Here is a 14,389-nt window from a genome sequence, read left to right on the forward strand (position 1 = left end):
GATTACGACGACATCCTTGATGCCTGCACATCGGCCTGGAAGCACTTTATTGCCGATGTGGAGCGGGTGATGTCACTTTGTAGCCGAGATTGGATAAAACTGACCTAATGTTTAATCCGATTGGTATAACAATTCACATGAGGCATGAAAAAGGCGCCCGCAGGCGCCAATGGAACAGGAGTGTCGAACCGTCTTCACTGTCCGTCTCCGGGGGGCAAGGGGCCCCTCAGATGGCAACGGGGGCCTTGATGCCGGGATGGGGATCATAGCCCTGGATCTCGAAGTCCTCGAACCTGTAGTCGAAGATGGAGTCCGGCTTGCGCTTGATCACCAGCTGCGGCAAGGGCCGCGGCTCACGGCTGAGCTGCAGCGCCGTCTGCTCCATGTGGTTGGCATAGAGATGCACGTCGCCCCCGGTCCAGACGAAGTCCCCCACCTCGAGGTCACACTGCTGGGCCATCATGTGGGTCAGCAGGGCGTAGCTCGCGATGTTGAACGGCAGGCCGAGGAAGACATCGCAACTGCGCTGGTAGAGCTGGCAGGAGAGCTTGCCGTCCGCCACATAGAACTGGAAGAAGGCGTGGCAGGGAGCGAGCGCCATCTTGTCCAGCTCGCCCACGTTCCAGGCGGAGACGATGATGCGGCGAGAATCCGGGTTTTGCCTGATGTCGTCCACCGCCTTCTGGATCTGGTCGATGACAGCCCCGTCGGCGGTCGGCCAGGAGCGCCACTGGGCGCCGTAGACCGGGCCCAGATCGCCGTTCTCGTCGGCCCACTCGTCCCAGATGCTGACGCCGTTCTCTTTGAGGTAGGCGATATTGGTATCGCCGTCGAGGAACCAGAGCAGCTCGTGAATGATGGAGCGCAGGTGACACTTCTTGGTGGTCACCAGCGGGAAGCCTTCCGCCAGATTGAAGCGCATCTGATGACCAAACAGGGAAACGGTCCCGGTCCCGGTACGATCGGATTTGACTGTCCCCTCGTCCAGGATCTTCTGCATCAGGTCGAGATAGGCACGCATTACTTGGCCTCCTTGGGCGCATTGCCGAACAGACGGGGCTGTTTATAGGCGGCCCAGACCATGAGCGCCCCCGCCACTATCATCGGGGTGGAGAGGATCTGGCCCATGCTGATCTCGTTGAAGTAGAGGCCCAGCTGGCTGTCCGGCTGACGGACGAACTCCACCAGGAAGCGGAACAGGCCGTAGAACAGCAGGAACAGGCCTGAGATGGCGCCGCGGGGTGGATGCTTGCGCCAGAACAGGTTCAGGATGATGAAGAGCACCACCCCTTCCAGGGCGAACTGGTAGAGCTGGGACGGATGGCGCGGCTCGGGGCCCGCCTCCGGGAAGATGATGGCCCAGGGCACATCGGTGACCCGCCCCCACAGCTCGCCATTCATGAAGTTGCCGATGCGACCGACGCCGAGGCCAAAGGGGATGAGCGGCGCCACGAAGTCGGCCACGGTGAAGAAGTGGCGCTGGGTCTTGTGGGCAAACCAGATCATGGCGGTGATGACCCCGATGAGACCACCGTGGAACGACATGCCCCCGGTCCAGATCTTGAACAGGTAGGTCGGGTCGGCGAGGAAGAGATCGAAATTGTAGAACAGCACGTAGCCGATGCGGCCACCGAGAATGACCCCGAGGAAGCCGTAGAACAGCAGGTCGGAGACCTCGTTGCGGGTCCAGCCGCTGTTCGGCGCATCGGCGCGACGGCCCGCCAGCCACATGGCGAAGGCGAAGCCGAACAGGTACATGAGACCATACCAGCGAACCGATAGTGGTCCCAAACTGAATGCTACGGGATCAATCTGCGAGAAAATCCAATATCCGTCGTGCTGCATAAGCGGTCCCAGTCATAGGAAAAGCCGCATTCTCCGATCATTCGCCAGCAGGAACAAGACTGAATATCAATCTGGCAGCCTGACCTTGTGGCCCGCCCGCAGCAAGCCGCCCAGCCCGTGTTCTTCCAGGTAGCGGGCAAACAGGCCGCGCAGCACGTGGGGATTGTCGTGCTTGAGGCCATCGGCCAGCAGCGTCTTCAGCTCCCCGAGGTCGGATTGACGCAGCACGTACTTGATGCGCGAAATATTGTGGGTATTCATGCTGAAGCGGCGATAGCCCATGGCCAGCAGCAGCAGCACGCCGACCGGATCGCCGGCCAGCTCGCCACAGACCGAGACCGGCTTGTGGTAGCGCTGAGAGGCATCGACCAACAGTTGCAAAGCGCGGATCACCGCGGGATGGAAGGCATCGTAGATGCTGGCGACACGGGCATTGTTGCGATCCACCGCCAGCAGGTACTGGGTCAGGTCGTTGCTGCCCACAGACCAGAAGTCGATGAGCGGCGCCATCTCCGGCAGGATGTACAGCGCGGAGGGGACTTCGATCATCACCCCGAGACTGGGGTAGCGGATCACCGCATCGCGGCTGGCCGCTTCTTCCGACACCTCGCGCCACGCCTGATCCAGCAGACGACGGGAGGCCTTGATTTCACTGACGCTGCTGATCATCGGCAGCATGATGGCCAGATTGTCCAGCCCTTCGCTGGCCCGCAACATGGCCTTGAGCTGCACCAAGAAGAGTTCGGGGTGATCCAGGGTGAGCCGGATCCCCCGCCAACCAAGGAAGGGATTTTCCTCCACGATGGGGAAATAGGGCAGTTGCTTGTCCCCCCCCACGTCCAGAGTCCGCATGCAAACCGGGCGATCCCGATAGGTTTCTAGGATCCCGCGATAGCGGGCAGTCTGCTCCCACTCCGAAGGGAAGCTGTCCTGCAGCATGAAGGGAATTTCGGTGCGATAGAGCCCGACCCCGTCCGCCAGATGATTGAGGGAGATCTCGGTATCCGCACTCAGCCCTGCGTTGAGCAGCAGAGAGACCTTGGTGCCGTCGGCAGTCTCGGAGGGCTGGCTGTCGACGCTACGCACCAGGGTGTCGAGTGCCCGCTCCTCACTCAGCAGTTGCCGGTACTCGGTCAGGATCACCTGGTTGGGTTCGATGAAGAGATCGCCGCTGTAGCCATCGATGACCAGAGTGCGCCCGCCGATGTCACCGAGGGGCAGATCCACCCCCATGATGGCCGCCACCCCCATGGCACGGGCCAGGATGGCGGCATGGGAGTTGGTCCCGCCCTTGAGCGACACCACACCGCTCAGAAATTCCCTCGGGATCTCCGCAAGGATGGTGGCCGTCACTTCATCGGCGACCAGCACCACGGGTTCGCCGATGGTGAGCTGCTCGGGTTCGTCCTGCACCAGCCGGCTGATGAGCCGCTGGGCGATGTCTTTCACATCGGTGGAGCGCTCCCGCAGATAGGGATCCTTCATCCCCTTGAACTGCTCTATCAGCCGATCGCTGATGAGTTTGACCGCCGAGATCGCCGTCCAGTGTTCCTTGCTGACCTTGTTGCGGATGGGCTTGATGTAGCCGGGATCGTTCAACAGGTGCAGATAGATGTCGAAGATGGCGACCGAGTCCTGGCTGTAGCTCTCGCGAAAGCGCAGTGCCAGGCTCTCCAGATCATGGCGCACTTCCTCCACCGCCAGCTCGAGACGGGCAAGCTGCTTGGCATGATCCTCGTCCTTGCGCGGTGTGATGGTATTGAGCGCCTTGCGCGGACGCCACACCCAGGCCTTGGCGATGGCGATGCCACTCGCCCCGGCAATACCGCGCAGCGGCTTGCTCCAGTCGGTCTTCTGCAGCCACCCCTTGGCCTGGGCCTGGGCGATGCGGGCAGCCAGCTGAGCTGCCAGGGTGACCATGAAGGACTCCTCCCCCTCATCGAAGAGGCGGCTCTCCTTCTGCTGCACGACCAGAATCCCCACCACCTGACGCTGATGCATGATGGGAGCGCCGAGGAAGGAGCGAAACGCCTCTTCCGCCACATCGGGCAGGAACTTGAAACTGGGATGGGAGGGGGCATCGGCCAGGTTGATCAGCTCTTCACGCTGACCCACCAGACCGACGATACCCTGCTCGAACGGCAGGGTGGCCTTGCCCACAGCCGATTCGGCCAGACCATCGGTCGCAGCCAGTCGATAGCGGCGCATGTCGGGCTCGGCCACGTAGACGGAGCAGCAGTCCACCGTCATGGCGAGCCGGGTCTGGCTCACCAATGCTTGCAAGGCCTGTTCGAGGGTGTTGGCCTCGGCCATGCTTTCCACGATGCGTCTGAGTTCCGTCAGCAACTAGTTGTGCTCCTTAACGCGAGCGGTTGCGCCGCCCATCTTTTCGGTTAGCCTGCACCACGGGGACTGGCATGGCCAGCGGGGCAAACTCCTTCATCACCCGGCGGTAAACCTCCCGCTTGAAGGAGACGACCTGACGAACCGGGTACCAGAAGCTGACCCAACGCCAATCATCAAATTCCGGGTGACCATGACAGCCAAACTGGATCCTGGACTCTTTGCCAGGATCGAGCTGCAACAAAAACCATTTCTGCTTCTGGCCAATACAGACCGGTGAACTGTCCCAGCGGACGAGTCGTTTGGGTAAGCGATACTTCAGCCAGTTGCGACTGGTCGCCAGTATGGTCACATCGTCCTGCTTGAGGCCTATCTCCTCATACAGCTCACGATACATGGCCTGTTCCGGCGATTCACCATCATCAACCCCCCCCTGCGGAAACTGCCAGGAGTGCTGCCCATAGCGCTTAGCCCACAATACTTGTCCGTCACGGTTACAGATCACGATGCCGACATTGGGACGAAATCCGTCACCATCTATCACGTGATCACCTTATAAAGGCTGAATCTATAACGAGATTGTTCCACATTCACCCCGTGGCGGCAAACAGGGACTGTCATCTTCCATTCATGAATAACTTGGCATTTCAAGCAAAGTTATAAACAAATTGAAGGTTCATGCTAGGCAAGTTGCCCACCCAGACTGTGCATAAACCTGTGATCAAGCAGGTATATACAGTAGTTTTATACTGTGGCATTGCACGGAAGCATATCATACCCGATTCACTTAAAAACAAAATATACATTTAAATACATAAGGTTATAGTTTAATTGCTGGATCAAGATCCATGTCTTTTGCCTAAGAGGATCCAGCTTGTCAATTGTGAACAAGTTCGACTGCTCAAAGATCCACCAAGACGGATTTATCCACAGATATGGCGCATTATCTGCACCGAAATGGCGCTGAAAATTGGCGTACTCTCACATTTATTTCTGGTGCCACGCTTCCTTTCACCACTTTACGCCAGTTATCCAAGATTTCTGTGGATAACTGTGTGCAACAGCTCGCACAAACCCTTGGACAACTCGTTTATGCGGGGATCCGGCGGGCCAACATACTGGATAAATAAAGTAAAACCCTTTAAAATCATTTAGATATGTTGAATTCTGTCACCCATGTCTCCCTGTGTATAGTCGGGCGAGGATCGGTTACAAAATCAGCGATACCATGCAAGGATCCGTATTGCGATGTCTATTATCTCCAGAGGAGCCCTCATGCCCGCCAATCCCCAGTCAGAACAAGAGCTGCTCAGTCGAGCCTACGCCATGGCGGGCTTCACTCTGGCCCAGCTTGCCGCAACGGCAGGCATCCCCGTACCGCGGGATCTCAGGCGTGACAAGGGCTGGACAGGGCAGTTGATCGAGTGGCAGCTGGGGGCCAGTGCAGGTAGCCGTCCCGAGCAGGATTTTCCGGATCTCGGTATCGAGCTCAAGACGATCCCCGTCGATCCTCAAGGGCGCCCGCTGGAAACCACCTTTGTCTGCGTGGCCCCCCTCATCGGGGTCAGCGGCCAGCGCTGGGAGGAGTCGAACGTGCGCAACAAGCTGTCGCGGGTGCTCTGGATCCCGGTGGAAGGCAGCCGCGACATCCCTGTCGGCGACCGTCGCGTCGGCATGCCGCTACTATGGAGCCCGAATGAAGAGGAAGAAGGACTGCTGCGCCAGGACTGGGAAGAGCTGATGGACATGATAGTGCTGGGGGAAGTGGAGCAGATCAGCGCGCGCCACGGCCAGGTATTGCAGCTGCGCCCCAAGGCGGCCAACAGCAAGGCGCTGACCCGCGCCATCGGCCGCAATGGCCAACCCATCATGACGCTACCACGGGGCTTCTACCTCAAGATCGAGTTCACCCATCAACTCCTGCAGCGCCATTTTGCCCTCCCCCTTTGAACCTGTTTATCAACATCCTTGTCATAAAGCGATATAAAAATAACCAGCGCTACTTTCTTCGCAGCCAGTGACAAGGAGTCCATATGCCGATCAACAAGCAATTCCTCAAATCGCGTCCCGAGGTCAAGGTGACCTTTGCCGTCGAAAAGGAGGCCGCCGGTGATGCCGAGCAGGTCTTGCTGCTGGGTGAATTCAGCCAGTGGCAGCCCATTGAACTGAAGAGGATGAAAAACGGGGAGTTCAAGGCGACACTCAACCTGCCGACCGATGGCCCCAGCCATTTCGAGTATTGCTATCAGCTAGTGCAACCCGATGGTGAAACCCTTTATGACAACGACTGGGAGGCGGACGACTATGTGCCTGGCCCCTTCGGACGTGACAACTCGGTGGTGCGGGTCAGCCAGCCAGGTTGAGCTGGAACACCCGAAAGCGGATACAAAAAAGGCTCGCCATTGGCGAGCCTTTTCACTACCTGTCGAGCTTTTCGCCGACATACCGACACCAATTCGAATCGAATTAGTTGAGCTTCTCTTTGATACGAGCAGCTTTGCCGGACAGGTTGCGCAGGTAGTACAGTTTGGCGCGGCGAACATCACCACGACGCTTCAGTTCTACACTGTGGATCAGCGGAGAGTGAGTCTGGAATACACGCTCAACACCTTCGCCGTTGGAGATCTTGCGAACGGTGAAAGCAGAGTGCAGACCGCGGTTACGCTTGGCAATCACGATGCCTTCGAAAGCCTGCAGACGCTCTTTACCACCTTCTTTAACACGAACTTGAACACGTACGGTGTCGCCCTGGGCAAAAGCCGGGATGTCGGTACGCAGTTGCTCTTGTTCAAGCTGCTGAATAATCTTGCTCATTGTCTTTCCTTACCTAGGATAAACTGAAAACTCTACTTAACGCTGTCACGCACTTCGCGGACATACTCGGCAAGAAGTGATTCTTGCTCGTCAGTCAGAGCTAGGTTGTTAATAAGTTCCGGCCTTCTCTGCCAGGTTCGTCCGAGCGATTGCTTGAGTCGCCAGCGCCGAATCACTTCGTGATTGCCGCTTGTCAGCGCCTCGGGCACCGTCAGCCCATCCAACACCTCCGGCCGAGTATAGTGGGGATGATCCAGCAGCCCATCCGTGAAGGAGTCCTGCTCGGCACTGGCCTGATCACCCAAGACCCCCGGGACCAGACGCGAAACCGCATCGATCAGGGTCATGGCAGGCAACTCGCCACCACTTAACACGTAATCCCCGATAGACCACTCTTCGTCGACTTCGGTTTGTATCACGCGCTCATCGATACCTTCGTATCGACCGGCGACCAGAATCAGTTTCTGATTCGTCGCCAACTCGGTCACGCCCGCTTGAGTCAGCTTGCGTCCCTGAGGAGAGAGATAGATGACTTTCGCCCCGTCTCCCGCCGCTTGCTTGGCTGCATGAATGGCATCACGCAGCGGCTGAACCATCATCAACATGCCGGGCCCACCACCATAAGGACGATCATCGACCGTACGGTGTTTGTCGTGGGTGAAGTCCCGAGGGTTCCAGCACTCAATCTGCAGCAGGCCACTCTTGACGGCCCGACCCGTTACCCCGTGCTCGGTAATGGCTCGGAACATTTCCGGGAAGAGGCTAATGACCCCAATCCACATAAGAAACCTCCGGCACCCGTGTTAGCGCGGGAAACTAGAAACCAGGATCCCAATCAACTTCGATTGTTCGAGCAGTCAGATCAATATTCTTGATCACCTGCTCTTCCAGGAACGGTATCAACCGCTCCTTTGCACCAAAGGCATCTTTTACATTGGCCTCAACCACCAACACATCGTTGGAGCCGGTTTCCATCAATTCGGTCACCTTGCCCAGGTCGTATCCCTTGGTGGTTACCACGGTGCAACCAATGAGGTCACGCCAGTAGAACTCCCCTTCGGGCAACGCAGGCAACAGATCGGCGGGGACGCCAATCTCGACGTTGGTCAATGCCAGGGCATCCTCACGCACATCGATACCATCGAGTTTGCAGATCAGACCCTTGTTATGACGCTTCCAGGATGACACCCGGATTTCACGCCACGCCCCGTTCTGATTGATCAGCCAGGGGTTGTAATCGAAAATCGCTTCGGCAACATCGGTGAAGGAGTTCACTTTAAGCCAGCCCTTGATCCCGTAAACGGTCCCCAGGGTGCCCAGAACTACAGGTTTTTCCACCTTAACTCCCTACCGTTTGGCTGATTAAGCAGCTTTGGCAGCGTCTTTGATCAGCTTGGCAACGCGGTCAGAAACAGCGGCACCAGTAGCAACCCAATGCTCGATACGAGCCAGGTCCAGGTTCAGCTTTTCAGCGTTACCAGCAGCAACCGGGTTGAAGAAACCGACGCGCTCGATGAAACGACCGTCACGGGCGTTACGGCTGTCAGCAACTACTACCTGGTAGAACGGACGCTTTTTCGCGCCACCACGTTGTAAACGAATGGTTACCATATCGTCCTCATAAACATCTAATGAACAAGGCCTGCAAATACGCAGACCCTAGCTTAAAATAAGCCGCGTAATTCTACTTGGATTCGTAATAATTGCAACCAAGCCAGCTATTTTTTGCGCAGGGATTGGCATGAAAAAGGCTCACCAGGGTGAGCCTTTCTACCTGACCAGCAGGAAAATCAGAACGGACCGCGACCGCCACCACCGAATCCGGGGGGCAGCATGTTCTTCATCTGGCCCATCATCTTGCGCATGCCGCCCTTGCCGGACATTTTCTTCATCATGCGCTGCATCTCGGTGAACTGCTTGAGCAGCTTGTTCACATCCTGGACCTGCATGCCGGAGCCCGCAGCGATGCGGCGCTTGCGGGAGCCCTTGATGAGATCGGGATGGGCACGCTCTTTCGGCGTCATGGAGCTGATAATGGCCTCCATCCGCACGGTGAGCTTGTCATCCATCTGATCCTTGATGTTGTCCGGCAGGCCGGACATGCCAGGCAGCTTGTCGAGCATCCCCATCATGCCACCCATGTTGCGCATCTGGGCCAGCTGCTCACGGAAGTCTTCCAGATCGAAGCCCTTGCCACTCTTGACCTTGCTGGCCAGCTTGGCCGCCTTCTCTTTATCGACGTTGCGCTCCACCTCTTCGATGAGAGAGAGCACATCCCCCATACCGAGGATGCGGGAGGCGAGACGATCCGGGTGGAACGGCTCCAGCGCGTCGGTCTTCTCGCCCATACCGATGAACTTGACCGGTTTGCCGGTGATGTGGCGCACCGACAGTGCGGCACCACCGCGGGCATCACCGTCTGCCTTGGTAAGGATCACACCGGTGAGCGGCAGCGCTTCGTTGAAGGCCTTGGCGGTATTGGCAGCATCCTGGCCTGTCATGGCATCCACCACGAACAGGGTTTCGACCGGCTTGATGGTGGCGTGCAGATCCTGGATCTCCGCCATCATTTCGCCATCGACGTGCAGACGACCGGCAGTATCGACGATCACCACGTCATAGAACTTCTTGCGCGCCTGATCGATGGCGGCAGTGGCAATGGCGATCGGTTTCTGGCTGGCATCACTCGGGAAGAAGTCGACACCGATGTCGCCCGCAAGGGTCTCAAGCTGCTTGATCGCCGCCGGACGGTAGACGTCCGCACTGACCACCAGCACCTTTTTCTTGCTGCGCTCCTTGAGCAGTTTGGCCAGTTTGCCGACCGTAGTGGTCTTACCGGCCCCCTGAAGACCTGCCATCAGGATGATGGCCGGCGGCTGGGCAGCCAGGTTGAGCTGTTCGTTGGCCTCCCCCATCACGGTGACCAGTTCGCCATGGACTATCTTGATGAAGGCCTGGCCCGGGCTCAGGGACTTGGCCACTTCCTGGCCCACGGCTCGTTCCTTGACGCGCGCCACGAAATCGCGCACCACCGGCAGGGCGACGTCCGCCTCGAGCAACGCCATGCGGACTTCGCGCAGGGTATCCTTGATATTCTCTTCGGTCAGACGGCCGCGGCCGCTGACGTTGCGCAGGGTGCGCGAGAGTCGTTCAGTCAAATTCTCAAACATGACGCTTTCCGGTTCTTGGCGTGACACTGGGGGCATTATACCCCGGTCAGCACTCTAGGGACGATTACTCGCCGCTTGCCGCGGCGGCCTGCCATCGAACGGGCAGGTCAACAAATGGAGGGCAGTATACCCCAGTCAACGCCGGAGGACGATTATTCGCCGCACGGTGACCATCAACGCCTACTTATATGTGGGCAGTTAGCCTCTGGCACAACTGGCGAGCATATCTTGTGCAAGGTATACTGCCCCTCTTATCCATAAAGCTTGTTTGACAACGACCTGGTTATGATCGTGATCTCTGTTCTGGCCCTGGCGTTTTACCTGCTGGCCATCATCGCCTCACTGCACCTGCTGCTCAGCGCCAAGCCCGTCGGGCAAGTGTCGCTGTTCGCCTGTGTCGGCCTGGCCCTGACCGCCCATGGCATGGCGGTGGGCAGCGAAGTGCTGGCCACCCATTCCGGCCAGAATCTCAGCATGTTGAACGTGGCGTCCCTGGTCAGCCTTATCATCAGTTGCTTCATGACCTGCGTCACCCGACGCTTCAACGGCTGGATCCTGCTGCCCGTCGTCTACAGTTTTTCAGCCCTGCTGCTGGCGGCCAGCGCGCTCATTCCCGGGCGCTACATCACCCATCTGGAAGCGCACCCCCAGTTACTGCTGCACATAGGCCTCGCGCTGATGGCCTATTCGGTACTGATGATCGCCTGCTTGTTTGCCCTCCAGCTTGCCTGCCTGGACAGGCAACTAAAATCCAGAAAAATCAGCCATTTGCCAGCCATGCCACCCCTGATGACGGTGGAGAAGCGCCTGTTTCAGCTCATTTCCGCAGGTCTGCTGCTGCTGACCCTCTCCATCGCAACCGGCCTGTTCTTCCTGGAAGACATGTTTGCCCAGGGCAAGTCCCACAAGGCCATCCTCTCTATCCTGGCCTGGTGCGTCTACGCTCTGCTGCTCTGGGGTCACCATACCCGTGGCTGGCGCGGCCGCAAGGTCATCATGCTGAGCCTCATCGGCAGCTTCATCCTGACACTGGCCTATTTTGGCAGCCGCTTCGTCAAGGAAGTGCTGCTTAGCTGACACACGCACATTCCCCAACCATCCTTACAGGAGCCCTTCTTGGACAGTATCTCAACGAGTACATTGCTGATTGTTCTCGTTATCTTGATCCTTTTGTCAGCCTTCTTCTCCAGTTCCGAAACCGGTCTGATGTCGCTCAACCGCTACAAGCTGCGGCATCTGGCCCAGACCAAGCACAAGGCTGCCCGCCGGGTCGAGAAGCTGCTGGCCAGGCCGGACCGCCTGCTTGGCCTCATTCTCATCGGCAACAATCTGGTCAACATCCTGGCCTCCGCCATCGCCACCATCGTCTGCATCCGGCTGTTCGGGGATCTCGGCGTCGCCATTGCCACCTTCGGGCTGACCCTGGTGGTGCTGGTATTCGGGGAAGTCACCCCCAAGACACTGGCGGCCATGTTCCCCGAGCGGATAGCCTACCCTGCCTCCTGGATCCTCAAGGGGCTGATGGTGCCGTTCGCTCCCCTTGTCTGGCTCATCAACAGCATCACTAACCTGCTGCTGAAACTCTTGCGTCTCGAGCACAACAAGGATGACTCCCTCAATTCCGAAGAGCTGCGCACCATCGTCAACGAGGCGGGCAATCTCATTCCCAAGCACCACCAGGAGATGCTGATAAGCATCCTGGATCTCGACAAGATGACGGTGGAGAACATCATGGTCCCGCGCAGCGAGATCTCCGCCATCGACATCAATGACGACTGGAAGATCATACTGCGCCAGCTGGCCCACTGCGCCCACACCAAGATCCTGCTCTATCGCGACAACATCGATGACGTCGTCGGCTTCCTGCACTCACGGGATGCCCTGAGACTGGTCGCCCGGGATCAGTTCAGCAAGTCCAGCCTGCTGCGGGAAGTCGACCCCATCTATTTCATTCCCCAGGGGACCCCCCTCAACGTGCAGTTGGCAAAGTTCCAGCGCAACAAGGAGCGAATTGGCCTTATCGTCGACGAATATGGCGATATTCAGGGGCTGATCACCCTGGACGACATCCTGGAAGAGATTGTCGGTGACTTCACCACCTCCATGACACCGACCCCGAGTGACGAGATCCATCCCCAGCCGGACGGCTCCTTCCTGGTTGAAGGCTCCGCCAGCATCCGCGAGCTGAACAAGGAGATGGACTGGCACCTGCCCATGGACGGCCCACGGACCCTCAATGGCGCCATCCTGGAGTACCTTGAGGAGATCCCCCAACCCAACATCAGTGTCAGGCTGGCGGGCTACCCTATCGAGATTCTCGAAGTGGAGAACAACATGGTGAAGATGGCGAGGATCATGCCGCACCTGTACCGGGACGACTCAGGGTACGAGGATTGAAAAAAGGCTGCCAATGGCAGCCTTTTTGTTTCACTCGCTCTCATCATCCGGCTCCAGCACCAGAGTGGGGATGAGCTCACCGAACACCTGCTGCAACTCGTCACGGTTTGCCAGCAAATCCTGCAGCGTATAACCATCCATCACCGCGAGGAAGGCGTTCATCGCCTCCTTCAAGGCACTCTTGAGCAGACAGACGGAGACGATATGGCAGACCGGGGAGCTGCAGTCGATCCCGTCCAGATTGCCTTCCAACGCCCGGATCACTTGCCCGATATTGATCTCGTCGGGGGAGCGCGCCATGCGGATGCCACCATTCTTGCCGCGTTGTGACTGCAGATAGCCCAGTTTTACCAACTGATTCACCACCTTCACCATGTGGTTGCGGGATACGTCGTACAAGGCGGATACCTTGGCCACGCTCGACAGTTCCCCCTCCGGCAGGGTGGCCAGATAGAGCAGGGCCCTCAATCCAAAATCGGTATAGCTCGTTAGTCTCATAGTGCCTGTAGCGCCTAGCGCGAAGAATTGATGATTGATCCAGATCAATTAAACATTTAGGATGCAACTTAATAAGTGACATTCCAGATGTTCAATTAGAAAGGACCTCCTATGTTAGACCAAGCCACCATCGCCGTCATCAAGAGCACCATTCCTTTGCTCGAATCGGCGGGCCCTGACCTCACACGGCACTTTTATCAGCGCATGTTCAGCCACAATCCCGAGTTGAAGGATCTCTTCAACCTGGCTCACCAGCGTAGCGGGGGACAGCCCTTGGCACTGTTCAGTGCGGTGGCGGCCTATGCCAGGAACATCGACAATCTGGGGGCCCTGGCCGGAGCCGTTGAACGCATCGCCCACAAACACACGGGTTTCCTGATCCAGCCGGAACAATATCACATTGTGGGTAGTCATCTCTTGGCCACGCTCAAAGAAATGGGTGGCAACGCTGTCACGGAGGAGGTCCTTACCGCCTGGGGCAAGGCGTACGGTGTGCTGGCCGACATCTTTATCGGCCGGGAGAGCGAGCTCTATCGGGAAAAGGCAAGCCAGGACGGTGGTTGGCAGGGAACCCGCCCTTTCATCATCAAGGAGAAGCGTCAGGAGAGTGAACTCATCACCTCTTTCGTCCTGGCCCCCCTCGATGGCAACCCCGTGTTGCGTTTCAAACCGGGGCAATATCTCAGTATCAAGCTGGTTCATCCCGCCCTCGAGCATCAGGAGATCCGCCAGTACTCCCTCTCGGACGCCCCCAATGGCCGCGACTACCGCATCAGCGTCAAGCGCGAACCCTGGGGTCAGGCCTCCAACCTGTTGCATGATCATCTTCACATCGGTGACACGGTCGACATCATGCCGCCGGCCGGCGACTTCTTCCTGCAAGAGGAGATAGACACGCCCGTGGTGCTGATCTCCGCCGGGGTCGGCCTCACCCCCATGCTGAGCATGCTCAACCACTTGCTGGCCGAGGGCCCGGATATGGATATTCGCTGGCTTCACGCCTGCGAACATGGCGCCCACCACGCGTTCAGGGACGAGATCCGGGCAAAGAGCAGGCAATACGGGAAACTGGAGAGCCGGATCTGGTATCGGGAGCCGGGGGAGCAGGATGTCAAAGGAGAGGATTACGACTTCAGCGGCACTCTGGCACTGGAGCAGGTCACCGACCTCATTCCGGCCGACGCCCACTACTATTTCTGCGGCCCTGTCCCGTTCATGAAGGCAGTCAAAGCTCAGCTGGAGAATGTGGGCGTGCCTGCCGAGCGGATGCACTACGAGGTTTTCGGCCCCCATCAGGCTCTCTGATCCCTCCCCTGACCGGG

At 58.1% G+C, this 14,389-nt stretch carries 15 protein-coding genes; 5 read left to right on the forward strand and 10 right to left on the reverse strand.

Annotated features, from left to right (window positions below):
• Nucleotides 1–226: 226 nt before the first annotated feature.
• The 4 genes from thyA to rppH form a co-directional block, all read right to left on the reverse strand.
• The gene (gene thyA, locus C3418_RS03565; RefSeq protein WP_103857966.1) at nt 227–1,021 is read right to left on the reverse strand and encodes a thymidylate synthase; all 795 of its coding nucleotides are present in this window, start codon (nt 1,019–1,021) and stop codon (nt 227–229) included.
• Nucleotides 1,021–1,845, reverse strand: coding sequence for a prolipoprotein diacylglyceryl transferase (gene lgt / locus C3418_RS03570; RefSeq protein WP_042079291.1), 825 nt, complete (start codon nt 1,843–1,845; stop codon nt 1,021–1,023). Before lgt ends, thyA begins: the two co-directional genes overlap by 1 nt.
• Nucleotides 1,846–1,911: 66 nt before the next feature.
• Nucleotides 1,912–4,191 (reverse strand): phosphoenolpyruvate--protein phosphotransferase, encoded by a 2,280-nt coding sequence (ptsP, locus tag C3418_RS03575; protein ID WP_103857967.1) that lies wholly within the window; start codon nt 4,189–4,191, stop codon nt 1,912–1,914.
• Between the two features lie 13 nt (nt 4,192–4,204).
• The gene (rppH, locus tag C3418_RS03580; protein WP_010673089.1) at nt 4,205–4,732 is read right to left on the reverse strand and encodes an RNA pyrophosphohydrolase; all 528 of its coding nucleotides are present in this window, start codon (nt 4,730–4,732) and stop codon (nt 4,205–4,207) included.
• Nucleotides 4,733–5,463: 731 nt separating this feature from the next.
• On the opposite strand from rppH, the gene mutH reads away from it, so the two are divergent.
• Nucleotides 5,464–6,138 (forward strand): DNA mismatch repair endonuclease MutH, encoded by a 675-nt coding sequence (mutH, locus tag C3418_RS03585; protein WP_042014896.1) that lies wholly within the window; start codon nt 5,464–5,466, stop codon nt 6,136–6,138.
• A gap of 83 nt (nt 6,139–6,221) precedes the next feature.
• The gene (locus C3418_RS03590; RefSeq protein WP_010673087.1) at nt 6,222–6,551 is read left to right on the forward strand and encodes an isoamylase early set domain-containing protein; all 330 of its coding nucleotides are present in this window, start codon (nt 6,222–6,224) and stop codon (nt 6,549–6,551) included.
• A 103-nt stretch (nt 6,552–6,654) separates the two neighbouring features.
• Here C3418_RS03590 and rplS read toward each other — a convergent pair whose 3' ends face one another.
• The 5 genes from rplS to ffh form a co-directional block, all read right to left on the reverse strand.
• Nucleotides 6,655–7,002: a 50S ribosomal protein L19 gene (gene rplS, locus C3418_RS03595; protein ID WP_005313505.1), complete on the reverse strand. Its 348-nt coding sequence runs from the start codon at nt 7,000–7,002 to the stop codon at nt 6,655–6,657.
• Between the two features lie 32 nt (nt 7,003–7,034).
• The gene (gene trmD, locus C3418_RS03600) at nt 7,035–7,784 is read right to left on the reverse strand and encodes a tRNA (guanosine(37)-N1)-methyltransferase TrmD (RefSeq protein WP_010673086.1); all 750 of its coding nucleotides are present in this window, start codon (nt 7,782–7,784) and stop codon (nt 7,035–7,037) included.
• Nucleotides 7,785–7,818: 34 nt separating this feature from the next.
• The gene (gene rimM, locus C3418_RS03605; protein ID WP_039039979.1) at nt 7,819–8,340 is read right to left on the reverse strand and encodes a ribosome maturation factor RimM; all 522 of its coding nucleotides are present in this window, start codon (nt 8,338–8,340) and stop codon (nt 7,819–7,821) included.
• A gap of 24 nt (nt 8,341–8,364) precedes the next feature.
• Complete coding sequence (gene rpsP / locus C3418_RS03610) at nt 8,365–8,613, reverse strand: 30S ribosomal protein S16 (RefSeq protein ID WP_010673084.1); 249 nt, start codon at nt 8,611–8,613, stop codon at nt 8,365–8,367.
• Nucleotides 8,614–8,792: 179 nt separating this feature from the next.
• A complete protein-coding gene (gene ffh / locus C3418_RS03615; protein WP_010673083.1) occupies nt 8,793–10,172 on the reverse strand; it encodes a signal recognition particle protein in 1,380 nt (459 codons plus the stop codon).
• Between the two features lie 285 nt (nt 10,173–10,457).
• Between ffh and C3418_RS03620 the strand changes: the two genes are divergently transcribed.
• Both C3418_RS03620 and C3418_RS03625 read left to right on the forward strand, forming a co-directional pair.
• A complete protein-coding gene (locus C3418_RS03620) occupies nt 10,458–11,249 on the forward strand; it encodes an inner membrane protein YpjD (RefSeq protein ID WP_103857995.1) in 792 nt (263 codons plus the stop codon).
• Nucleotides 11,250–11,288: 39 nt separating this feature from the next.
• Complete coding sequence (locus C3418_RS03625; RefSeq protein ID WP_010673081.1) at nt 11,289–12,569, forward strand: HlyC/CorC family transporter; 1,281 nt, start codon at nt 11,289–11,291, stop codon at nt 12,567–12,569.
• A gap of 30 nt (nt 12,570–12,599) precedes the next feature.
• Here the strand turns inward: C3418_RS03625 and C3418_RS03630 are convergent, their stop codons facing one another.
• Complete coding sequence (locus C3418_RS03630; RefSeq protein ID WP_039039978.1) at nt 12,600–13,067, reverse strand: Rrf2 family transcriptional regulator; 468 nt, start codon at nt 13,065–13,067, stop codon at nt 12,600–12,602.
• Between the two features lie 111 nt (nt 13,068–13,178).
• Between C3418_RS03630 and hmpA the strand changes: the two genes are divergently transcribed.
• Nucleotides 13,179–14,372: an NO-inducible flavohemoprotein gene (hmpA, locus tag C3418_RS03635; RefSeq protein WP_103857968.1), complete on the forward strand. Its 1,194-nt coding sequence runs from the start codon at nt 13,179–13,181 to the stop codon at nt 14,370–14,372.
• Nucleotides 14,373–14,389: the final 17 nt, after the last annotated feature.

The organism is Aeromonas sp. ASNIH8 (assembly GCF_002919855.1).
GTDB classification, from domain to species: Bacteria; Pseudomonadota; Gammaproteobacteria; order Enterobacterales; family Aeromonadaceae; genus Aeromonas; species Aeromonas caviae.

What these genes read in the sequence shown, in the direction of transcription:
- thyA (WP_103857966.1), bottom strand. Translation starts at nt 1,021, where the DNA reads ATGCGTGCCTATCTCGACCTGATGCAGAAGATCCTGGACGAGGGGACA.
- lgt (WP_042079291.1), bottom strand. Translation starts at nt 1,845, where the DNA reads ATGCAGCACGACGGATATTGGATTTTCTCGCAGATTGATCCCGTAGCA.
- mutH (WP_042014896.1), top strand. Translation starts at nt 5,464, where the DNA reads ATGCCCGCCAATCCCCAGTCAGAACAAGAGCTGCTCAGTCGAGCCTAC.
- C3418_RS03590 (WP_010673087.1), top strand. Translation starts at nt 6,222, where the DNA reads ATGCCGATCAACAAGCAATTCCTCAAATCGCGTCCCGAGGTCAAGGTG.
- rplS (WP_005313505.1), bottom strand. Translation starts at nt 7,002, where the DNA reads ATGAGCAAGATTATTCAGCAGCTTGAACAAGAGCAACTGCGTACCGAC.
- trmD (WP_010673086.1), bottom strand. Translation starts at nt 7,784, where the DNA reads ATGTGGATTGGGGTCATTAGCCTCTTCCCGGAAATGTTCCGAGCCATT.
- rpsP (WP_010673084.1), bottom strand. Translation starts at nt 8,613, where the DNA reads ATGGTAACCATTCGTTTACAACGTGGTGGCGCGAAAAAGCGTCCGTTC.
- ffh (WP_010673083.1), bottom strand. Translation starts at nt 10,172, where the DNA reads ATGTTTGAGAATTTGACTGAACGACTCTCGCGCACCCTGCGCAACGTC.
- C3418_RS03620 (WP_103857995.1), top strand. Translation starts at nt 10,458, where the DNA reads ATGATCGTGATCTCTGTTCTGGCCCTGGCGTTTTACCTGCTGGCCATC.
- C3418_RS03630 (WP_039039978.1), bottom strand. Translation starts at nt 13,067, where the DNA reads ATGAGACTAACGAGCTATACCGATTTTGGATTGAGGGCCCTGCTCTAT.
- hmpA (WP_103857968.1), top strand. Translation starts at nt 13,179, where the DNA reads ATGTTAGACCAAGCCACCATCGCCGTCATCAAGAGCACCATTCCTTTG.